Source organism: Duganella guangzhouensis, from assembly GCF_009674535.1.
Lineage (GTDB): Bacteria > Pseudomonadota > Gammaproteobacteria > Burkholderiales > Burkholderiaceae_D > Rugamonas > Rugamonas guangzhouensis.
The window spans coordinates 195,030-214,954 of the sequence record NZ_WKJK01000008.1 but is presented as its reverse complement, the minus strand read 5'-3'; the positions used below and the strand labels follow the sequence as shown (position 1 = coordinate 214,954).

Below are 19,925 nucleotides of genomic sequence, written 5' to 3'. Positions count from 1 at the left end.
CATAAGGAAAAATTATGTCATACAAGCCCGCCAACGCGCCGCTGCAAAATCTGGTGTACTTCGAATCGGCGGTGCGCCATCTGAGTTTTACCCAGGTGGCGGAGGAGTTCGGGACCAGCCAGCCGGCGGTCAGCCAGCGCATCGCCGCGCTGGAAAAAGATCTGGGTACGCCGCTGTTCAAGCGCGCGCATCGCGGCGTGTCGCTGACGGCGGAAGGCAGCACGCTGTACGAGGCGATACGCGAGCATCTGGCGGCGATTCACACCGCAGTGGACAAGATCCGCACGCGCCGCACGCGCCGGGTGCTGACGGTGGCCACCGATTTCGCCTTCGCCAATTTCTGGCTGATGCCGCGCCTGGCCGCGTTTCAGGAGCAGCGGCCGGAGCTCGACGTGCGCATCATGACGGCGCAAAGCATGTTCGACATCCGCGACGAGCCGGTCGATCTGGCGATCGTGTTTGGCGACGGCGTGTGGCCGGGCTGCGATGCGCGCAAGCTGCTGCCGGAATTGGTGGTGCCGGTCTGCAGCCCATCGTTATTGGCACGCCACCAAGGCGCCGGCACGCCGGCCGAGGTGATGCGGATGCCGCTGCTGCATCTGGAAAGCGGCAACCGCACGCGCTGGATGACGTGGGACGATTGGGCGCAGTTGCAAGCGCTGCCAGCGACAGCGCACACGCAAAGCCTCACGCTGGGGAATTATCCGCTGGTGATACAGGCCGCGATGGCCGGACGCGGCGTGGCGCTGGGCTGGCGCCCGCTGGTGGACGAGCTGCTGCGAGAAGGCCAACTGGTGGCGCCGGCGGTGCCGCCGCTGGAAACCGCGCGCGGCTACCACCTGGTCACGCCGCATGGCCGCGAGCATTGGGAAGCGCTGGACAGCCTGCAGGACTGGATCGTGCGGCAGTGCGCGTCATGATTTTCAGGGGATGGGATTGAGCAGCGCCGGTTGGCCGAACTCCATCAAGCGGGCGTTGGACTTGCTGAAGTACGCGCTCCAGAAGGCTTGCAGCGCTTGCATGGTCTTGGGATCTCGGTAGCTCTTGTTGTGCGCGGCATCGTCGGCCAACAGGCCAGCGCCGATGACGTAGACGCGCGCGCCGCCGAAGTCTGCCAGCAAGTGGTTGTTTTCGACGATGCGCATTTCACGCGCGGTGATGATGTTGCGCACCGATTTGCCGGCGTCGCCGTAGAAGTTGGCCACCGATGAATTCTCCAGCATGTCGGACACAATCAGCACCACCTTGTCCGGCGCGGCGGAGCGCCGGATGATGCTGGAGGTTGCCCGCAGACTGGCGTAGATGTCGGAGCGGGCGATATGCCCGCTGCTGCCCTGGAACGCCGCGCGCAACGCCTGACTGGCGGCTTGCGCCGCCTGTTCCCGCTGGCGTTGCTGGCACAGGTCTAGCCGGACCAGCAGCGGTTTGGCGATGTCGTCACGCGCTTGCGATGGCAGCGGGGCGTCCAGTCCGCCGGAGACCAGCACATCGGTGTAGTGCCCTTGGGTGTAGGCGGAAAACACCACGATGCTGAAGCGGTTGCCGGCGCTCAGAAAGGGCTTGATGGCGTTGGCGACCGATTGTTGTAGCGAACTGTCGAGCAGCGTGGTCTGGTCGATGGCCACCATCAGTTCGCGCGCGATCGGCGGGAAGACGGGCAGCGCCTGGTGCGCGCAACTGGGCACGGCGTCGGTGTTGCCGGCCAGCGCGGCGCCGCTCAGCAATAGCGCTGGCAGCAGCGTGTTCCACTTCACAGCAGGTTCTCCAGTTCGGTATTGCGGGCGCGACGGGCCTGTGCTTGCTTGCGCCGCTTGAGAGCGGTGATCACCTGTTGCTGCAGCTGGTCCGGTAAGTCTGACAGTATCGCCAGCTTGGCCGCTTTGTCGTCGCCGAGTGCTGCCAGTTGTTCCATCACGGCGTCGACGGCGGAATCCGCTGGCGGCGCCGCGTCACCCATGTCCTGGCTGGCGGCTTGCTGGCGCCGCACGGCTTCGGCGTGATGGCGTTGGTTCTGCCATTCGGCCTGATCGGCGATGCGGGTTTCCTGAATGTAGTCGCGAAAGGTCTTGCTCAGGTGTTGGCCGGAGGTGCCGACATGGCTGTTGCGGGCCATGATCTTCTGCTGCAGGACGGCCAACCTTGCCTGCGCAGTGTCGGCCACACGGCGGTAGCTTTCACGCATGGCGGCGTAGCTGGAATACTGGCCGTGGCCCATCTCGCGAAACGCCTGGGCGCTGTTTTGACCGGCAAAGCCCCAGCGGTAGCCGAAGATCACGCCCAGCATCTGCAGGAAGACAAATACAAACGCCAGCACAATGAAGGTGGCCCAGCCGCCATGGCGGTCGATGTCCGCTTCGTCGCTGGCTGCCTTGCGGTCGGCGTCGCGATCGGACGCGGCATCGGCATCCGGCAAGCGTGGCAAGGGGCGGCTCAGGTCCATGCTGTCGATCCGCTGGCTGCTGTGGGTGACGCGCGCCACCAGTTCTTTCTCCAATACCTGGCCGCGCACGTAGGTGGCGGCGCCGGCGATCAGCAGCACGATGATCAGGGTGGCGATCGACACCAGATAGGTGGGATGGGCGCCGACGCGGTTGCATAGCTGAGTGTAGGCGGGCATGTGGTCGTCGCTGTTCTGCGGCCGCGCCAGCGGGATGGTGCCGGTCGACAGTTTGAAGCGGCGCTTGTCTTCTACCCATTCGCGGCGGGCGTTCTTGATGCGGCCGGATTTGTACAGTTCGTGGCCGGCCAGATGGGTGAAGGCGACCAGGATCGCGGCGATCAGGAAGGCGATGCCGTAGGCGCCGGTCTGTTGCAGGTTTTCGCTGGCGCCAGGAATGGTGTAGCCGGCCAGCACGTAGGAGAAACCCAATGCCTCGATGAATACCATGACCACCGTCAGCAACCAGATCCAGCCGGGTGTACCGCTGCGGCCATTGTCACCGGCTTTGGTAAGGTATGTGACTTTCTCGTCGAAGTCGAGCTCGTCCTGCAGGTGGACGAAGTCTTTGTATTCCTGGCATAGCGTGCGCTCGCCGCAGAACCATCCTGGATACCAGATGTCTTCATTGGCGTCGCGCGATAGCGTGGCGATGCGGCCGATCAGCGGGAAGTTGACCCAGGTGTTGAACCACCACCATTTGATTTGCTGCCAGAAGGTGGCGGCCAGCACCAGGAGCAGGATCAGGCCGGCGATGCTCCAGAGCAGCGCCGGATGAAGGTCGATGAATTCTTTCATGGGCTTCCCCTGCGGTTGATCGATGGTTTGAAGTCGGCGCTCATCAGGCGCGCGCCGCGCGAGTAGATCAGCCTGCCGCCGTGGGCCGAGTTGCCGCCGTCTTTGCCGAACACCACGTCGGCGCAGAGCAGGCCGCCTTTGTCCTTCAGGAACATGCGGTAGAGCACGCCTTTGTCGCCCAGATAGGTGTTGACGTCCGGGGTGGCGTTGATGGCGGCGATGGCGCTGTTGGCAGGCTTGTAGTTGGGGTAGACCTTGAATTCGGGCAGGTTGGCGGCGGCGCCTTCGCTGGCCAGTACGCTGACTTTGTTGAGCACCACCAGATGGCCGTTGACCAGGTCGGCCCAGGTTTTGCCGTACAGGCCGGGGAGGTACTCGCTGGTCCGGTAGGTCTTGCCATCCGCCAGCGTCTTGACGCTGTTGGCGATGCGCGGCCGGTCGCGGGAGCAATCGGTGATGATGGCGGGGGCATCCGCGTGCGCCGCGCTGATCAGGGAGAACAGGCGGCTGGCCTCGGCCGGCTTGCCGATATCGATGGCGGCGGTGCCGCTGAAAGGCGTGCCGCCAAAATCGATGCCATCGCTGGCCGGGGGTGTCGTGTTTGCCGGTGCGGATGGCCGCGCGGGTGCGGCTTTCGTCTGTGGTGGCGCGACGTCGAGGCGGGCGACGGCAGATGCCTCGGTGGTGCGATACAAGTCGTAGCGCGGCTTGCGGTCAGCCAGGTAGCGGTTGAATGTGGCGCTGTCGGCCACTTCAACGATTTCCACGCGGCGGTTCTGGGCGCGTCCCGGTTCCGAACTGTTGTCCGCGATCGGATAGGCTTCGCCCGCGCCCTGGTAATACAGCGATGCTGGCGGGATGCCGCGCTTTTCCATATAAGCCGCGACGGTGCGGGCGCGGCGCTCGGATAAGTCGGCGTTCAGGCGTGTATCGCCGGTATCATCGGTATGGCCGATCAGCAAGATTTTGCGCTGGACGCCGCCGCTGCTGCTGGCGCGCTGATGATAAGCATCGGCAATCGCCGAGAAGTAACTTTGCGCCGCCTGGGTCAATTGATCGGAATTGCTGTCGAAATGACCTGGCCGGCCAGCTGGCTCGTGCACCTCCACCACCATGCCGGCCGCGTCCTTGCGGTTGGTATCCGGCACCACCGCGCCGTTACTCAATACGGTTGAGGTTTTCAACTGCAGGTCGTATTGCTGTGCGATCCTGGCCAGCTCGCAGCGCCGGCGGTCCATATCTTGACCGATCAATCCGCCGACGGTGGCGCCGGCCACCGCGCCAGCGATGCGCGCCCGGTCCGAATGGCTGACCTGATTGGCGACGAGGATTCCCAGTATGACGCCGCCGGCAATGCCCAGGTTGCGGGCGTTATTCGAGCACGGATCTTTGCTGGCGAAGGTTTCCTGTAGCGAGGGCTGGCCGGTACGCGGATCGGTGGCGCAACCATTCAGCAGGGAGACGCTGGCAACGGCGATGACATAGCGTGTTTTCACGGCGATCTCCCCTGGACGGCTGACGGCGAATATCCACTAATTTAGTCCGCCTAACCGCTCAGGTTTTGATCTGCTTCAGAATGCTCTTGAATTATTCGTGAGTGGATGTGAGGAAAGTTCCCGTGTGCACCGCGCTCAATATCGCTTCAATCGCCGGATGGGTGATCTTGCGGGCGTTGGAGATGGCGTAGAAGTGTTCACGCAGCTCCGGTGCGTCGCCGATCAGCACCGCGCCGAACTGGTCTTCGATATCCTGCGCCAGTGCCGATGGCGCGAAAAACATGCCGAGGCCATTGCGGCCGAAGGTGTTGAGCATGGCGTTGTCCTCGAACTCGCCCATCACTTCCGGTCGCACTTCGCGTTCCACCAGCCAGGCGTCGATGCGGCCGCGCAAGGCGTTGTTGCGGGTCGGTAATAGCAGCGGCGCGCCGTGCAGGCTGGCCGGGAAGTTGCGCCGGTACTTGCGCGCCAGGCGCGGCACGCCAAACAGTTTCATGTCGCTTTCACCCAGCAGGTGGCTGAACACTTTCAGGCTGCCGCCGGCGCGCACGGTGCGGTCGGTCAGCACCACGTCCAGCTTGCCCAGCGCCAGCTCGGCCAGCAGGTTTTCAAATTCATCTTCCATGCAGACCAGGCGCACTTGCGTGCCCATGCTTTGCGTCGCCTGCAGCAGGCGGTAGGCGATCAGCTTGGGCAGCGAGTCGGAGATGCCGACCGTCAGGCGCATCTTGCCAGTCTCGGCTTCCTCCAACGCATCCTGCAACTGATCGCCCAGCGCGAAGATCTGATCGCAATAGCTGAGCGCAAGCTTGCCCGCTTCGGTGGGCACCAGCCGCCGTCCCTGCGGTTCAAGCAGCTGCTTGCCGATCGATTGCTCCAGCGATGCCAGTTGCATGCTGATGGTCTGCACCGCCAGCCCCAGCCGCTCAGCGGCACGGGTGACGCCGCCTTCTTTGGCTACTGTCCAGAAGAAATACAGGTGTCTGAAATTCAATCCGCTGTTTTTCATAGTTCGATTTTTACGAAGTTAAGCTTCAATTATCTTCTATTTTTCAAAGTGTCGGAATTCTTTACACTGCATCCCACTGATTAATAAACACGGGGATAGACGATGAAGCACTTTAGATTTTCATTTCTCGTCAGCCTCATCTGCCTTGCCGTTGCAGGCTGGTGGGGCTACGGGCTGGCGGGGTGGGGCGGCGCGCTGTCCGCCTTCGGTATTGCATTGATTCTGGCGGCAATGGAAGTTTCGCTGTCGTTCGACAACGCGGTGGTCAACGCCTCGGTGTTGAAGACTTGGGATGAGTACTGGCAGAAGCTGTTCCTCGGCGTCGGCATCATCATCGCGGTGTTCGGCATGCGACTGGTGTTCCCGCTGGTGATTGTGGCGGTGGCGGCGGACATGAATGTGCTGGACGTGTGGACGCTGGCGCTGAACGACCCGAAAACCTACTCGACCCACCTGACCAATCACCACGCTGAAGTGGCGGCATTCGGCGGCATGTTCCTGCTGCTGGTGTTTCTGAATTTCCTGCTGGACCACGAGAAGGAAACCCACTGGCTGGGCAACTTCGAGAAGAAACTGGGCTCGCTGGGCAAGGTCTCTTCGATCTCGGTGATGATCGCGATCGGTGTGCTGCTGGGCTGTATGGGCCTGGTGACTGAAGCGCAGAAGCTGGTGGTGCTGATTTCCGGCCTGTGGGGCATTCTGATCTACGTCGGTGTCGACGGCATCAGCAGCCTGCTGGAGAAGGAAGAAGAAGGCGGCGGCAACGTCGGTGACATGGTGAAGCGCGGCGGTATCGGAGGCTTCCTGTACCTGGAAGTGCTGGATGCTTCGTTCAGCTTCGACGGCGTGATCGGCGCCTTCGCGATCACCACCGACGTCGTGATCATCATGCTGGGCCTGGCGATCGGCGCGATGTTTGTCCGCTCGATGACGATTTACCTGGTGAAGAAAGGCACGCTGGACCAGTTCCTGTACCTGGAGCACGGCGCCCACTACGCGATCGGCATTCTGGCCGTGATCATGTTGGCGAGTATGAAGTTCCATGTGCCCGAGATCTTCACCGGCTTGATCGGCGTGGCGTTTATCGCCGCCTCGGTATGGTCGTCGGTACGTCACCGCCGCCAGCAAGCCAGCCTCGCCGTGACGGCGTAAAGAATCCGGCGGGTCGTTCATTACGGACAACGGCCCGCCGCCTGCAGTACCCATAGTCCGGTTCTCATTTTAGGAGCAATACAAATGGCAATCAGTCTGCAAAAAGGCGGCAACGTCAACCTGAGCAAAGAGGCCCCTGGCCTGACCAAGATCACCGTCGGCCTGGGCTGGGACGTGCGCGCCACCGATGGCAATGCCTTCGACCTGGATGGCTCGGCCTTCCTGCTGAAAGCGGATGGCAAGGTGCGCAATGACACCGACTTCATCTTCTACAACAACCTGAAATCGACCGACCAGTCGGTGGCGCACTCGGGCGACAACCGCACCGGCGCCGGTGATGGCGATGACGAAACCGTCACCATCGATCTGACCAAGGTGCCGGCCGATGTGGAACGTATCGCGATCTGCGTCACCATCCACGAGGGCGACGCGCGCCGTCAGAACTTCGGCCAGGTGCAGAAGGCTTTCATCCGCACCGTGAACGCCGGCAGCAACACCGAAATCGCTCGCTACGACCTGTCGGAAGATGGTTCGACCGAGTCGGCGATGATCTTCGGCGAGGTGTATCGCAATGGTGGCGATTGGAAGTTCAAGGCCGTGGGCCAGGGTTTCAAGGGCGGCCTCGGTCCGCTGGCTGGCTCGTTCGGCGTCGGCGTTTAACTCAACATAGAAAGGACTCGCAATCATGCCAGTATTTACGATCACCGGTGATGTCGATCCCTTCCTGCACGTGTCGATGCGGCAGGGCGAAAAGATCTACTGCGAATCCGGCGCGATGGTGATGATGGAAGCGGCGCTCGACCTGAAGGGCAAGATCACCGGTGGCATCGGTGCGGCGATCATGCGGCGCTTCGCCAACGGCGAGTCCTTCTTCCAGCAGCATATCGAGGCGGTGCGCGGCGATGGCGATTGCCTGCTGTCGCCGACTCTGCCGGGCGCGTTGCAGACGCTCGACACCGGCAACCAGCAATACATGCTGAGCGACGGTGCGTTTGTCGCCGCCACCTCCGGCGTCGAGCTGAAGGTGCGCACGCAAAGCTTGGGCAATGCGCTGTTCGCCGGTAGCGGTGGCTTCTTCGTCACCGAGACCAGCGGCGTCGGCCAGGTGGTGGTATCGGGCTTTGGCTCGATCTCGCAACTGGAGGTGGAGCCGGGGCGCGACATCATCATCGACAACTCGCACGTGGTGGCATGGGACAGTGCGTTGCACCATGAAATCTCGGTCACCACCGGCGGCAACAGCGGTTTTCTCAGCAATCTGGTGAACAGCCAGACCAGCGGCGAGGGCGTGGTATTGCGCTTCTCGGGCAAAGGCAAGGTGCTGATCTGCTCGCGCAACAGCGCGTCGCTGCAGGCCTGGCTGATGCGCCAATCCGCATCGTAAAAATTAAGGAGCAACTATGTCAGTCAATTTGAGCAAGGGTCAGAAGATCTCGCTGGAGAAGGAAGCCGGCGGCGCGCTGGGCCGCGTGACCATGGGCCTGGGGTGGGACGCCATCAAGACCAAGGGCTTCCTCGGCTTCGGCGCCAAAACCGAAGCGGTCGATCTGGACGCGTCGTGCGTGCTGTTCGACGAAGGCCATCGTCCGGTGGATGTGATTTTCTTCCGTCAGCTGAAGAGCAAGGACGGCAGCGTGGTTCACACCGGCGACAACCGCACCGGCGCCGGCGATGGCGACGATGAGCAGATCAATGTCGACCTGAATGCGGTGCCGTCGCACATCAAGAGCCTGGTGTTCACGGTGAACAGCTTCACCGGCCAGACGTTCGCGCAGGTGGAGAATGCGTATTGCCGTCTGCTGGATGCGGCCAACGGCCGCGAGGTGGCGCGCTTCAACCTGTCGGTGCAAGGGCCGCACTCGGCGCAGATCATGGCCAAGGTCTACCGTCACAACGGCGAGTGGAAAATGCATGCCATCGGCGAAAACGGCAATGGCCGCACCTTTGACGATCTGCTGCCGCAGATCGCCACCCACCTGTAAGTTATAACGATTTCCGGCTGTAGTCTTTTGCGGCGCACTGTACCAACAGTGCGCCGTTTTTTTTTTAGAACGAGTGGCGGATGCCGAGACTCAGCATGGTGGTGCGGGCATCGATGTTCTGGCCGGCGCCGGAGAACAGCGGCACTTCCTGCGTGCCGAGCGGGATCAGGATGGCGCCAGGGCCGCCCGACAACGGCAGCGGCGTTGCGCTCGATACCACGGTCTTGCCGCGCGTGTCCTTGATGCCGCCAAAGCGCGAGTACAGCGCGGTGCGCTTGGAGAAGTTGTAGTCCAGGCCCAGCATGGCGCCACGGTCCTTGCCCTCGGTGTAGTTGGTGAAGCGCGCGTCCAGCAGGATCAGGCTGAGGTCAAACGCGCCGATCGGATGCTTGAGGGTCGCGGTCCAGGTGCGCACTTTCGGATCGATCGGTCCGCGCAGCGAGAACTTGGCTTCATGGCCGGCCACGGCGATCGAGGTGCCGACGCCCGGTATGGTGTATTTCACCGCGCCCATGTAGGAGCTGAACTTCTCGCCGTAGAACAGCGGCACCAGCGTGGTGCCGGACACCACGCCGATCGGCACGTTGTCGAAGTTGTTGCGGTGGTAGGACGCCAGCGCCACCAGTTCCTCGGTGCGGTAGGCCAGCATGGCGCCGGCCGCCTTGCCGCGGCCGCTGGCGGTTTCGGCGCCGGCGGTCAGGCCACCGACGATCTGGCCGGTGCTGGCAGTGGCCACCGGCGTCGACGAAGTGGCCACCGAGCGCGCCGCGCTGATGCCGGAACCAATGCCGGCATTGGTGGCGTACGACAGGATGGCGGTGATCGGCCCCTGCTTGATGGCGTAGCTGACCTGGTTGTCCTGCCAGGTCTGCACGGTGTTGAGCACCAGGCCGGCGCCGAACAGGTCGGTGCTGCCCAGCGCTTCCGGCGTCACCAGGTAGTAGGAGATCAGCATCGGGCTGGCCTGGCGGCCCAGCTTGACTTCACCGCCCGGCGTGGTCAGGCCGACATAGGCCTGGCGGCCGAACAGGCGGTTGTCGTTGGCGAGGCCGCCGTTGTCGATAGTGATGCCGCCCTCCAATACGAACAGGCCGCGCCAGCCGCTGCCCAGGTCTTCCACACCCTTGAAGCCGATATTGCTCTGGCGCGTGTGCGACGGGCTGAGACGGCTGGTGACGCTGGCCGGCGCTGCCACGCTGTTGGGCACGGCGACGCCGCCGCTGCTGCCAAACACGGTGCCCTGTACATTGCCCTGGCTTTTGTCGACGCGGTCCAGGCCGACGTCGAGCGTGCCGTAGATGGTGACCGAGGATTGGGCGGCGGCATGGCCGGTGATCAGGGCGAGCGCGGCCAGGCACGCTGCGGATGCGGCGGTTCTCTTCATGTGGTTTGTCTCCGATGTTTTGTTATGTTTCGGTAACTCGACTCTATAGCAGTCCGGAAAGAATGGCACGAGTGTTCTATAAATTCGTGGCAGGGAAAACACACTTGCAAAAAACGAACGCATACTTAGCATTTGGAAGTAAATGTGCTTTGATTGCTGACCGGCTTAAGCGCTGCAAGTAGCGCCGTTGGACAACGCGCTATAATATTTCCATGGAAAAACTCAGAGACTTCTCGCAGATCGTGGCGCAGGCATCGCGCGGCGAGCTGGTGTTTCCCACCAGCGTCAACGCGGCCTTGCGGCTGCAGTTGGCGCTGGCCGATCCGGACTGCGAGCTGGACGATGTGATCCGCAAGGTGCTGGCCGAGCCGGTGCTGGCGGCGCGCACGGTGGCGTTGGCCAATGCGGCGGTGTTCAACCGCAGCGGCACGCCGGTCACCAGCGTGCGGGCGGCGGTGCAGCGGGTGGGGTATCGCAATCTGTACAGCATGACGGCGGCGATGGTGGTGCGGCAGTTCGGCGCGCGCATCCGCGACCCGCAGCTGCGCGCCCAGGCCGAGCAATTGTGGCGCCACACCGCGCACGTGGCGGCGCTGGCCCATGTGGTGGCGCGCAAGCTGACCGCCAGCGATGCTGATACCGCGCTGTTTGCCGGCATCGTGCACGAGGCCGGCGGCTTTTACCTGCTGTCGCGCGCCGACGAAATGCCGGGCCTGCTGGACGACCCGGCCGACTGGATGGGTGCGGCGATGGAAATCATCTCGCGCGAGATGATGAAGAAGCTGGCCATCCCGGAACCGGTCAGCCAGGCCATCGTCTCGCTGCGCGGCGCCACGCTGACGCCGCCGCCGCTGGGCCTGCGCGACACGCTGCTAATCGCCAAGCGGCTGGCGCCGGTATCGTCGCCGCTGGCGGGGGAGCAGGACAACCCCTCGCTCGACGGTTTCCTGGACGACAACGCGCTGGTCGAGCAGATGCTGCGCGAATCGGCCGATGAGGCCGCTTCCATGAGTGCCGCCTTGCTGGTCTAACCCTGCAATTTGTGGCAAAAATGACCTAGCCGATACTATCGGACGCCAATCTCTGGCAATATGCGCATCGTTTTATACGCCAATGCGTGTATCCTAATAGTCGTCATACAACAGTTTACGTGCCATGAATCAGATCGCAACAGCCGCCTCCGTCGCCCCGCCCAAGAAGAAGCACCGCAACCTCGCCCAGGGCGTGGTGGAAGCCTTCACCAGCAGCATCCAGGGCGGCACGCTGAAGCCGGGCGAGAAACTGCCGACCGAGTCGGTCATCATGGAAATGCACGGCGTTAGCCGCACCGTGGTGCGCGAGGCCATCTCGCACCTGCAGGCCGCCGGCCTGGTGCAGACCCGCCACGGCATCGGCACCTTTGTGCTGGAGCCGCAGCCGTCCAATCTGTTCTCGTCCGACACCATCCGCACCATTGGCGATGTACTGTCCATCCTGGAACTGCGGATCAGCCTGGAGACTGAGGCCGCCTGGCTGGCCGCCACCCGCCGCAGCGAAGAGCAGGTGCAGCAAATGGATGCCGCGCTGAAGCGCATCATCACCGCGCCGGACCGCGCCGGGGCAGTGGAGTCGGACAAGGCGTTCCACCTGTTGATCGCGCAGGCAACCGGCAACCGCTATTTCATTGATATCCTGAGCGATCTCGGCAACACCATCATTCCGCGCGCGCGCCTCGATTCGGCGCAGCTGGCGCATGACGATCCGGTGGCCTACCAGGAACGCGTCAACCGCGAACACGACGATATTTATCACGCCATCCTGCGTCAGGATGCGGAGGCGGCGCGCGCCGCGATGCGTACCCATTTGAGTAACAGCCGCGAGCGCCTGCGCCGTGCGCAGCAGGAAGTGAGCGGATAAGCAACGTTCGCGGCGGTGATCTGACGGTTTACGTTAAATCGCTTGCTTCCGTCCGAATCTGGTTGTACGATGTCATACAACACGACGCGCAATGTCGTTCCTCACCTCATCAGACGCCAATATTGGAGACCGTAATGCAACCGAATGACCTGAAAAAAATCCTTTCCTCCGGCCTGCTGTCTTTCCCGGTAACCGACTTCGATGCAGAAGGCAACTTCCGCAAGTCGACCTATATTGAGCGTCTGGAATGGCTGGCACCGTACGGCGCGACCGCGCTGTTCGCCGCCGGCGGCACCGGTGAGTTCTTCTCGCTGACCCCACAGGAATACCCAGAAATCATCAAGACCGCCGTCGATACCTGCCGTGGCCAGGTGCCGATTCTGGCCGGCGTTGGTGGTCCAACCCGCGTTGCCGCTGCTTACGCCAAGGAAGCTGAAAAAGCCGGCGCGCAAGGTCTGCTGCTGTTGCCACACTACCTGACCGAAGCGTCGCAAGACGGCCTGATCGAACACGTGGCGGAAGTCTGCAAAGCCACCAACCTGGGCGTTGTGGTCTACAACCGCGCCAACTGCCGCCTGAGCCCAACCTCGCTGGCGATCCTGGCCGACCGTTGCCCTAACCTGATCGGCTTCAAAGACGGTATCGGCGACATCGAACTGATGGTCTCGATCTGGCGCAAAATGGGCGACCGTTTCAGCTACCTGGGCGGCCTGCCAACCGCGGAAGTTTACGCCGCTGCTTACAAAGCGCTGGGCACCCCAGTGTACTCGTCGGCTGTGTTCAACTTCATGCCAAAACTGGCGATGGACTTCTACCACGCCGTGGCATCGGACAACCACGCTGAACAGAATCGCATGATCGATGAGTTCTTCCTGCCATACCTGGATATCCGTAACCGTAAGGCCGGCTACGCAGTGTCGATCGTCAAGGCGGGTGCCAAACTGGCTGGTCACGATGCCGGTCCGGTGCGCGCTCCGCTGACCGATCTGACGCCGGAAGAAGTTGAGCAACTCCACAAGCTGATGCTCAAGCAAGGCGCGCAGTAATCGGCTAAGCTATCGGGTAACACACATTAAGCGCGGCTTGTCCGCGCTTTTCACACATAGGAGCGCACAAAAATGCAAGTAGCAGGAGAAATGATCATTGGTCGTACCGCCTTCGTTGGTAAAGAAGGCTCGGTGAAAGCCGTCGACCCATCGCGCAACGTCGAAATCGAACCGGCATTCGGTCTGGCTGGTGCCGCCGATCTGCAACGCGCGGCCGAGCTGGCCAACGCGGCCTTCGATGTGTACCGTGCCACCGGCCTGGAACAGCGCGCCAAATTCCTGGAAACCATCGCTGACCGCATCCTGGATCTGGGCCCGACCCTGATCGAACGCGCGATGCAGGAAACCGGTCTGCCGCAAGCCCGCCTGGAAGGCGAGCGTGGCCGTACCGTGGGCCAGCTGCGTCTGTTCGCCAAAGTGGTGCGCGATGGCCGCTTCCAGTCCGCCGCGCTGGATAGCGCGCTGCCGGACCGCGCGCCTGCGCCACGTCCTGACCTGCGCCTGCGCAAAATCGGCCTGGGCCCGGTTGCCGTGTTCGGCGCTTCGAATTTCCCGCTGGCATTCTCGGTGGCTGGTGGCGATACCGCCTCGGCACTGGCAGCCGGCTGCCCGGTCATCGTCAAAGCTCACTCGGCTCACCTGGGTACCTCGGAACTGGTTGGCAAGGCTGTCGCCAAAGCGGTGGAAGAGTGCGGCCTGCCGGAAGGCGTGTTCTCGATGTTGATCGGCTCGGGCCAGACCATTGGTCAAAACCTGGTGGCGCATCCATTCATCAAGGCCGTCGGCTTCACCGGCTCGCGCGCTGGTGGCGTGGCGCTGATGCACACCGCAGCTGCCCGTAAAGAACCGATCCCTGTGTACGCAGAGATGAGCTCGATCAATCCTGTGTTCCTGCTGCCGGGCGCGCTGGACAATCCTAAGCTGCCACAGGCTTTCGCTGATTCGCTGACGCTGGGCGCCGGCCAGTTCTGCACCAACCCTGGTCTGCTGATCGCGCTGAAATCGGACAAGCTGCAAGCCTTCGTTGACGCGGCCGCCGGCACCATCGGCGCCAAGCCAGCGCAAACCATGCTGACCCCTGGCATCCACAAAGCCTACACCGGCGGCGTCAAAGGTCTGGCCGGCGTGGAAGGCGTGAAGCAGGTAGCGGCCGGCCAGGCTGGCGAACTGCCATGCGGCGCGCAGGCGTTCCTGTACCAGGTTGACGCCAAGCGCTTCCTGACCGACACCGCGCTGGAAGGCGAAATCTTTGGCCCAACCTCGCTGCTGGTAGTGGCTGAAAACGAAGCCGAACTGCTGGCTGTGGCCGAGCATCTGGAAGGCCAGCTGACCGGCGCCGTGCACGCCACCGCCGACGACAAGGAACTGGCCGCCAAGCTGCTGCCAGTGCTGGAGCGTAAAGTGGGCCGTATCCTGTTCAACGGCTTCGGCACCGGTGTGGAAGTGGCGCACGCCATGGTTCACGGCGGCCCGTTCCCATCGACCTCGGACAGCCGCACCACCTCGGTGGGCGCGTCGGCGATCGATCGCTTCCTGCGTCCAGTGTCGTACCAGGACGTACCGGCCTACCTGCTGCCTGAATCGCTGCAGGACGCCAACCCACAGAAGATCCCGCGCGTAGTGAACGGCGATCTGGTATGGAACGCGTAAACAGCGTTCAATGCACGGTGGGCGAAAGCCCAACCTGGAACGCGGCGGAATCGGCCTGGTATTGGGTCGATATCCCGGCGCGCCGGGTGTGGCGTCTGGACGCTTCGTCCGGCGCCGTGCGCTATTGGGACAACGCCGAGATGGTCGCCTGTGTGGCGGCCAAGGCTGGCGGTGGCCTGATCGCGGGCATGGAGTCCGGTATCTTCAGTCTGGAGCTGGGCGAGGCGCAAGCCGCGACCGCGCTCAAGCTGGCGACGCCGGCTTCGGGTCTGGGCGAGGGCATGCGCTTTAACGATGGCCGCTGCGATCGTCAGGGCCGCTTCTGGGCCGGCACCATGTTCATGGATATGAGCGCGGTGAAGGCGGTCGGTCAGCTGTTCCGCTACGATGCGGCGCGCGGTATTTCGGCGCCGTTCGTGTCGGAGCTGGTGACGCAGAACGGCACGGCGTTTGCGCCGGATGGCCGCACCATGTATCTGTCGGATTCGCATCCGGCGCGGCGCATGGTGTGGGCGTTTGATTATGATATCGACGACGGTGTGCCGAGCAATCGCCGCGTGTTTGCCGACATGACCAGCTATGCCGGTCGTCCCGACGGCGCCGCAGTGGATGCCGATGGCTGCTACTGGGTATGCGGTAACGACGGCGGTTGCGTGCTGCGCTTCACGCCGGACGGCAAGCTGGATCGTCGTATTGATGTGCCGATGTTGAAGCCATCCATGTGCGCCTTCGGCGGCAAGGATCTGGACACGCTGCTGGTCACCTCCATCGTCTCCGGCAAGCCGGAAGATGCGGAGTGGGGCGGCTCGGTGGTGATGCTGCGGCCCGGTGTCAAAGGCGTTGCAGAAACGCTGTTTGGAGCATGATCATGGGGCGGATACTGTTGCGGTGTCTGCCCTTTGTTTTTGCGGCCTTGCTGGCCGCCTGCGCGACCGCTCCGCGCGATTATCAGAATCCTGTGCTGCACGCCGATTACTCCGATCCGGATGCGATCCGCGTGGGCGACAAGTACTATCTCATTACCTCCAGCTTTAACAATGCGCCCGGCCTGCCGTTGCTGGAGTCGCCGGACCTGGTCAACTGGACGCTGGTCGGCCACGCCTTGCCGCAGTTGGTGCCGCTGGATGTCTTCGCCAAGCCGCAGCATGGCAAGGGCGTGTGGGCGCCTTGCCTGCGCTACCACGACGGCAAGTTCTGGATTTTCTATCCCGATCCCGATTTCGGCATCTACGTGATGACGGCGAAGGAGTTCGCTGGTCCGTGGAGCGCGCCGCAGCTGCTGGCGGCAGGCAAAGGGCTGATCGATCCAACCCCGCTGTGGGACGATGATGGTCAGGCTTATCTGCTGCATGCGTGGGCCAAGAGTCGTGCAGGTTTCGCCAACGTGCTGACGCTGCGCCGCATGGCGCCGGATGGCAGCCGTCTGCTGGACGACAAGGGTACGGTGATCATCGACGGTAACAAGCTGTCGAAGTACACCACGCTGGAAGGACCGAAGTTTTACAAGCGTGATGGCTATTACTATGTGTTTGCGCCGGCTGGTGGCGTGGAATCCGGCTGGCAGTCGGTGTTCCGTTCGCGTCGCGTCGACGGGCCGTATGAGGACCGCATCGTGATGGCGCAAGGCGGCTCGCCGGTGAACGGTCCGCATCAAGGCGCGTGGGTGCAGACGCCGCAGGGTGAGGATTGGTTCGTTCACTTCCAGGACAAGCGCGCTTATGGGCGCGTGGTGCATCTGCAGCCAATGGCGTGGCGCGATGGCTGGCCGTTGATCGGTAAGGATGTCGGCACGGCGGCGGGGGAGCCGGTGCTGCGTTATCGTTTGCCGGTGGCGGGGCAGACCGCTGCGGCGCCGCCAACGTCGGATGAATTCAATGGCGCCGCGCTGGGCTTGCAGTGGCAGTGGAATGCTAACTGGCAGCCGTCGTGGTATCAGGTGGCGGATGGGCGTTTACGCTTGTTTGCGCAGCCGCGTTCCGGCAATCTGTGGGATGTGCCGTCGGTGCTGTTGCAAAAGCTGCCGGCAGAGACCTTCACTGTCACCACGCGTGTCGACGCTTCCGCGCTGGGCGAGGCTGGCGTGGCGGGGCTGGTGATGTATGGCTTCGATTACGCCTGGCTGGGTACGCGCCGCACCGATGGCCGCACCCAGCTGGCGCTGGTCAGCTGCTACAAGGCGGAGGCCAACTGTCACGAACAGCAGGAGGCTGGTGTCGAGCTGTCGTCACCGCAGGTGTGGCTGCGCATGCAGGTGCTGGCGGGTGGCGTGACCAATTTCTCGTACAGCGTCGACGGCGAAAAGTACACGCCGATCGGTGCCCAGTTCACCGCCAGGATGGGCCGCTGGGTCGGCGCCCAAATGGGCCTGTTCAGCGCCGGCACCACCGGCCACGTCGACATCGACTACTTCCGCGTCACTCCCTGATCCGTTTGGCCTGCGTCAAACGCGCGCCCCAAACCCCCGCAGTATAATTTTTGTTCACCATGCGGAGGTGTGCCATGAAAAGAAGCATGACTTTGAGTTTGTCGGAAGATATTGATGACTTCCTGAATGCCTATGCTTGCGAGCGAGGAATTACGAAGGCAGAAGCGATAAAGGGAGCATTTGCGCTTTTGAAAATCGCGGACGATCAAAAACGAAAGGGCGATGGTTCATCGCTCGGCCTGATCCGGCGCATGCCAGATGATTCATTGGAAGTAGTCGGTTTGGTGACGGGGGCATAATGCCAATCTCGGACAAGCCCATCGTTAATTATCACGAGGACATTTTCCAGCGTGATTCAAGTGTTGCTATCAATGAGGCCGATCGCTTGGTTTTCGCCAAGCAGATAACGCTAGGACTGGCGATTATTAGCTCGGCAATCATGGTTGGATACGGCTGTTATCCAGAAAATAGGGCGCTTGCAGCATTATTTGAAGTCATTAAGATTGGCGTGTTGCCGATGGCGACATTGGTCATCTCTTTCTATTTTACGAGTGGTTCGAAAAAATGATCACTGCTTCTTCAGCACCATGCGCAGTTGGGTGGTCCATTTGTCTTTGATGTACATTTCGCTGAAGGCTTCGTAGGAGTCGGTGCCGATGGTCCACTGGCTGCGGTAGGGCAGGACCATGCTGCCGTTGATGTAGCGCGCTTCGGGGAATTCGAGGCCGGTGGTGGTGGGCTTCATGGTGCCGTGGCTGTAGCCGCCGCTGTTTTCCAGATACAGATAGGCGACTTGCTGTGCCGCCGAATCGTAGTAGTACAGCGTCTCGCCAACGTAGTCCGGCTTGCCCGGCGCGCGCACGGTGTGGACGTCGCGCAGCGCGTGTCCGTCCAGCGTCCATTGGAAGCAATGCTCGTCGGTCTGCTGCCCGCCAGGGAATTCCCCTTTCCAGCAATGCCCCGCCAAAAACGCCATCGGCTTGAGCGCCTCCGCAGGCGCGGCCTGCGCTACGGTGGAAGACAACAGCAACAACGCGAGCATTGGACGCATGATGGGCCTCCTGATGTAATTTGAGGCAGTATATCAGCGCGGCGGCATCCATCCGTCCAGCACCCACGCCGGGTTGCGATAGTTGCGGATGGTCTCAGCATCACGCTCCATGGTCAGCTGGCGCGATGCCGGATGGCGCTTGCTGACATCCACCGGCGTGCCATCCACATTGCGGCTGTTGTATTCCCAGAAGTGTACGTTGCTGACGTCTCCTTCCACCGGTCCCCAGCCAGCAGGACTGATGCCGCTCAGCGTGGCGTCGATTAGCACGGCTTCGGCGTACGGGTAGTTCCTGCCTTTGTTCGCTGGCAGGCGCGCCAGTTCGGTTTGTCCGCCGCCCAGTGTGGTGAAGCGGCAGCCGACGAATACGTTGCCGTGATTGCCGGCCGGGTTGCGGATCCACATATACGCATGCTGCGACTGGATTTCGCAGCGCTCGAAGAATGCTGGGCCGCGTCCAAGGATGGTGTCGCCGCCGCCGATGACTTTGACATCCGGCAGGTAAGTGCTGCCGTTGACCTGCAGCGCATCGCCGGAGCCGATGATGGTGGTGTTGGCGACGATATTTTCGGCGCCGGTGATCAGCAAGCCTTCGGCCTGGCCTTGCAGTGTGGTCTCCAACGTGAGGTCGCGCAGGTGCACGCTGCGCACGTTGTCCGCCGCGAAGGCCGCGCGTCGCGAAGGGAAGGTGCCGGCTACTTCGTTGGTGCTGATGTTGGGTGGATGCGGGTTGAATACTTCATTATTCGCGTAATGGATGCGGACTTTGTCGCGCTGCTCGCCCTGTATGGTGAGATTGCGCTTGTTGCGGAAGTAGACGATTTCCTCGTAGTCGCCGTTGCGGACGAAGATGGTCACGCGTTTGGCTGGATGGTCGGGCACATGATCCAGCGCGCCTTGCACGGTACTGAAGTCGGCCGATCCGTCGGCGCTGACTACCACGCGCTCGGTGTCTTTTGCAGGACCGTGTGGCTTGGTGCTGAATTCCCATTGCAGCGCTTTGCCGAATACCGCTTGGTCCACCTGCACGCGATAGCGCTTGCCATAGGCGAGCAGGTTGTTGTGCGGGTAGATGGTCGCGCTGGTGTCTTGCACGATCACCGGGTGGAAGTGGAAACCGTCCGTGAAGCCGCCGATGATGGTTAGCTGGTAGCGGCCTGGATCGCCGGGATCGGCGCCGGTGGAGGGTGTGCCGGCTTTGGTGGTGGCGTTGGTGGCACGCGGACCGTCGGCGTAGACGTAGGGCGTGGCCAGATAGGGCGCTTGTGGCAGCGTGGTGCGCTCGGTTGGGCCGGCGGGGATGCTGAGGTCCAGCGTGTCCACCAGCTTGCCGGTGGCGGCGTCGTAGATGCGGATCAGGCCCGATGCGCCCAGCACCGGCGGCTGGGCGAAGCGCAGCACCAGATGCGTATCCGGATTCACTTCCCGCGCACCATCGGCCGGCTGCAGCGCGATGAGCGCCGGAGTGACCGCCGTCGTGGCATCCGCCACCGCAGCTTCGGCCCCTGCCGCCGGATCGGCCGCCGCGACGGCCAGCGCCACGGCAGGCGCCAGCGTGATCGCGGCCGTCATGGTGACGGCCCTTAAGTGCGCGCGCAT

20 protein-coding genes are annotated in these 19,925 nt (G+C 62.6%); 13 read left to right on the top strand and 7 right to left on the bottom strand.

Translation table 11 applies throughout. The features are described from left to right. Positions 1-14: 14 nt before the first annotated feature. Positions 15-920: a choline sulfate utilization transcriptional regulator gene (locus GJ699_RS16930; protein ID WP_154378307.1), complete on the top strand. Its 906-nt coding sequence runs from the start codon at positions 15-17 to the stop codon at positions 918-920. 3 nt (positions 921-923) lie between these two features. On the opposite strand, the gene GJ699_RS16925 is transcribed toward GJ699_RS16930, so the two are convergent. From GJ699_RS16925 to nhaR, 4 genes are all read right to left on the bottom strand, one after another. After that, positions 924-1,754: a hypothetical protein gene (locus GJ699_RS16925; protein WP_154378305.1), complete on the bottom strand. Its 831-nt coding sequence runs from the start codon at positions 1,752-1,754 to the stop codon at positions 924-926. Next, positions 1,751-3,235, bottom strand: a complete 1,485-nt coding sequence (locus tag GJ699_RS16920) for a hypothetical protein (RefSeq protein WP_154378303.1) — start codon at positions 3,233-3,235, stop codon at positions 1,751-1,753. Before GJ699_RS16920 ends, GJ699_RS16925 begins: the two co-directional genes overlap by 4 nt. Beyond that, the gene (locus tag GJ699_RS16915) at positions 3,232-4,731 is read right to left on the bottom strand and encodes an OmpA family protein (protein ID WP_154378301.1); all 1,500 of its coding nucleotides are present in this window, start codon (positions 4,729-4,731) and stop codon (positions 3,232-3,234) included. The genes GJ699_RS16920 and GJ699_RS16915 overlap by 4 nt, the downstream gene beginning before the upstream one ends. 91 nt (positions 4,732-4,822) lie before the next feature. Next, positions 4,823-5,740 carry a transcriptional activator NhaR gene (gene nhaR / locus GJ699_RS16910; protein ID WP_154378299.1) on the bottom strand — a complete coding sequence of 306 codons (918 nt, stop codon included), beginning with the start codon at positions 5,738-5,740 and terminating at the stop codon, positions 4,823-4,825. Between the two features lie 102 nt (positions 5,741-5,842). On the opposite strand from nhaR, the gene GJ699_RS16905 reads away from it, so the two are divergent. The 4 genes from GJ699_RS16905 to GJ699_RS16890 all read left to right on the top strand — a co-directional run bounded on the left by GJ699_RS16905 (position 5,843) and on the right by GJ699_RS16890 (position 8,874). Continuing rightward, entirely contained in the window at positions 5,843-6,892 is a 1,050-nt protein-coding gene (locus tag GJ699_RS16905; RefSeq protein WP_154378297.1) for a DUF475 domain-containing protein, read from the top strand. A gap of 84 nt (positions 6,893-6,976) precedes the next feature. Then, positions 6,977-7,552, top strand: coding sequence for a TerD family protein (locus GJ699_RS16900; RefSeq protein ID WP_154378295.1), 576 nt, complete (start codon positions 6,977-6,979; stop codon positions 7,550-7,552). Between the two features lie 25 nt (positions 7,553-7,577). Continuing rightward, the gene (locus GJ699_RS16895; protein WP_154378293.1) at positions 7,578-8,276 is read left to right on the top strand and encodes a TIGR00266 family protein; all 699 of its coding nucleotides are present in this window, start codon (positions 7,578-7,580) and stop codon (positions 8,274-8,276) included. A gap of 16 nt (positions 8,277-8,292) precedes the next feature. Further along, positions 8,293-8,874: a TerD family protein gene (locus GJ699_RS16890; RefSeq protein ID WP_154378291.1), complete on the top strand. Its 582-nt coding sequence runs from the start codon at positions 8,293-8,295 to the stop codon at positions 8,872-8,874. A 64-nt stretch (positions 8,875-8,938) separates the two neighbouring features. Here the strand turns inward: GJ699_RS16890 and GJ699_RS16885 are convergent, their stop codons facing one another. Further along, the gene (locus tag GJ699_RS16885; protein WP_154378289.1) at positions 8,939-10,258 is read right to left on the bottom strand and encodes a porin; all 1,320 of its coding nucleotides are present in this window, start codon (positions 10,256-10,258) and stop codon (positions 8,939-8,941) included. 212 nt (positions 10,259-10,470) lie between these two features. Between GJ699_RS16885 and GJ699_RS16880 the strand changes: the two genes are divergently transcribed. The 8 genes from GJ699_RS16880 to GJ699_RS16845 all read left to right on the top strand — a co-directional run bounded on the left by GJ699_RS16880 (position 10,471) and on the right by GJ699_RS16845 (position 17,843). Then, a complete protein-coding gene (locus GJ699_RS16880; protein WP_154378287.1) occupies positions 10,471-11,289 on the top strand; it encodes an HDOD domain-containing protein in 819 nt (272 codons plus the stop codon). 124 nt (positions 11,290-11,413) lie between these two features. Next, positions 11,414-12,154 carry a FadR/GntR family transcriptional regulator gene (locus GJ699_RS16875; RefSeq protein WP_154378285.1) on the top strand — a complete coding sequence of 247 codons (741 nt, stop codon included), beginning with the start codon at positions 11,414-11,416 and terminating at the stop codon, positions 12,152-12,154. A gap of 134 nt (positions 12,155-12,288) precedes the next feature. Then, positions 12,289-13,200: a 5-dehydro-4-deoxyglucarate dehydratase gene (gene kdgD / locus GJ699_RS16870; protein WP_154378283.1), complete on the top strand. Its 912-nt coding sequence runs from the start codon at positions 12,289-12,291 to the stop codon at positions 13,198-13,200. Between the two features lie 72 nt (positions 13,201-13,272). After that, a complete protein-coding gene (locus GJ699_RS16865; protein WP_154378281.1) occupies positions 13,273-14,850 on the top strand; it encodes an aldehyde dehydrogenase (NADP(+)) in 1,578 nt (525 codons plus the stop codon). After that, positions 14,838-15,716, top strand: coding sequence for an SMP-30/gluconolactonase/LRE family protein (locus GJ699_RS16860; RefSeq protein WP_154378279.1), 879 nt, complete (start codon positions 14,838-14,840; stop codon positions 15,714-15,716). The genes GJ699_RS16865 and GJ699_RS16860 overlap by 13 nt, the downstream gene beginning before the upstream one ends. A 2-nt stretch (positions 15,717-15,718) precedes the next feature. Continuing rightward, a complete protein-coding gene (locus GJ699_RS16855; RefSeq protein WP_154378277.1) occupies positions 15,719-17,275 on the top strand; it encodes a glycoside hydrolase family 43 protein in 1,557 nt (518 codons plus the stop codon). A 74-nt stretch (positions 17,276-17,349) separates the two neighbouring features. Continuing rightward, positions 17,350-17,574, top strand: a complete 225-nt coding sequence (locus GJ699_RS16850) for a hypothetical protein (protein ID WP_154378275.1) — start codon at positions 17,350-17,352, stop codon at positions 17,572-17,574. Then, the gene (locus GJ699_RS16845) at positions 17,574-17,843 is read left to right on the top strand and encodes a hypothetical protein (RefSeq protein ID WP_154378273.1); all 270 of its coding nucleotides are present in this window, start codon (positions 17,574-17,576) and stop codon (positions 17,841-17,843) included. Before GJ699_RS16850 ends, GJ699_RS16845 begins: the two co-directional genes overlap by 1 nt. Here GJ699_RS16845 and GJ699_RS16840 read toward each other — a convergent pair whose 3' ends face one another. Next, positions 17,844-18,326, bottom strand: a complete 483-nt coding sequence (locus GJ699_RS16840; RefSeq protein WP_154378271.1) for a hypothetical protein — start codon at positions 18,324-18,326, stop codon at positions 17,844-17,846. Positions 18,327-18,359: 33 nt separating this feature from the next. Continuing rightward, positions 18,360-19,925: a pectinesterase family protein gene (locus GJ699_RS16835; protein ID WP_229262135.1), complete on the bottom strand. Its 1,566-nt coding sequence runs from the start codon at positions 19,923-19,925 to the stop codon at positions 18,360-18,362.

Excerpts from the sequence above, each read along its gene's own strand:
- GJ699_RS16885 (WP_154378289.1), bottom strand. The coding sequence starts at position 10,258 with ATGAAGAGAACCGCCGCATCCGCAGCGTGCCTGGCCGCGCTCGCCCTG.
- GJ699_RS16905 (WP_154378297.1), top strand. The coding sequence starts at position 5,843 with ATGAAGCACTTTAGATTTTCATTTCTCGTCAGCCTCATCTGCCTTGCC.
- GJ699_RS16845 (WP_154378273.1), top strand. The coding sequence starts at position 17,574 with ATGCCAATCTCGGACAAGCCCATCGTTAATTATCACGAGGACATTTTC.
- nhaR (WP_154378299.1), bottom strand. The coding sequence starts at position 5,740 with ATGAAAAACAGCGGATTGAATTTCAGACACCTGTATTTCTTCTGGACA.
- kdgD (WP_154378283.1), top strand. The coding sequence starts at position 12,289 with ATGCAACCGAATGACCTGAAAAAAATCCTTTCCTCCGGCCTGCTGTCT.
- GJ699_RS16860 (WP_154378279.1), top strand. The coding sequence starts at position 14,838 with ATGGAACGCGTAAACAGCGTTCAATGCACGGTGGGCGAAAGCCCAACC.
- GJ699_RS16855 (WP_154378277.1), top strand. The coding sequence starts at position 15,719 with ATGGGGCGGATACTGTTGCGGTGTCTGCCCTTTGTTTTTGCGGCCTTG.
- GJ699_RS16920 (WP_154378303.1), bottom strand. The coding sequence starts at position 3,235 with ATGAAAGAATTCATCGACCTTCATCCGGCGCTGCTCTGGAGCATCGCC.
- GJ699_RS16880 (WP_154378287.1), top strand. The coding sequence starts at position 10,471 with ATGGAAAAACTCAGAGACTTCTCGCAGATCGTGGCGCAGGCATCGCGC.
- GJ699_RS16850 (WP_154378275.1), top strand. The coding sequence starts at position 17,350 with ATGAAAAGAAGCATGACTTTGAGTTTGTCGGAAGATATTGATGACTTC.
- GJ699_RS16865 (WP_154378281.1), top strand. The coding sequence starts at position 13,273 with ATGCAAGTAGCAGGAGAAATGATCATTGGTCGTACCGCCTTCGTTGGT.
- GJ699_RS16840 (WP_154378271.1), bottom strand. The coding sequence starts at position 18,326 with ATGCGTCCAATGCTCGCGTTGTTGCTGTTGTCTTCCACCGTAGCGCAG.
- GJ699_RS16875 (WP_154378285.1), top strand. The coding sequence starts at position 11,414 with ATGAATCAGATCGCAACAGCCGCCTCCGTCGCCCCGCCCAAGAAGAAG.
- GJ699_RS16930 (WP_154378307.1), top strand. The coding sequence starts at position 15 with ATGTCATACAAGCCCGCCAACGCGCCGCTGCAAAATCTGGTGTACTTC.
- GJ699_RS16890 (WP_154378291.1), top strand. The coding sequence starts at position 8,293 with ATGTCAGTCAATTTGAGCAAGGGTCAGAAGATCTCGCTGGAGAAGGAA.
- GJ699_RS16835 (WP_229262135.1), bottom strand. The coding sequence starts at position 19,925 with ATGCGCGCGCACTTAAGGGCCGTCACCATGACGGCCGCGATCACGCTG.
- GJ699_RS16895 (WP_154378293.1), top strand. The coding sequence starts at position 7,578 with ATGCCAGTATTTACGATCACCGGTGATGTCGATCCCTTCCTGCACGTG.
- GJ699_RS16900 (WP_154378295.1), top strand. The coding sequence starts at position 6,977 with ATGGCAATCAGTCTGCAAAAAGGCGGCAACGTCAACCTGAGCAAAGAG.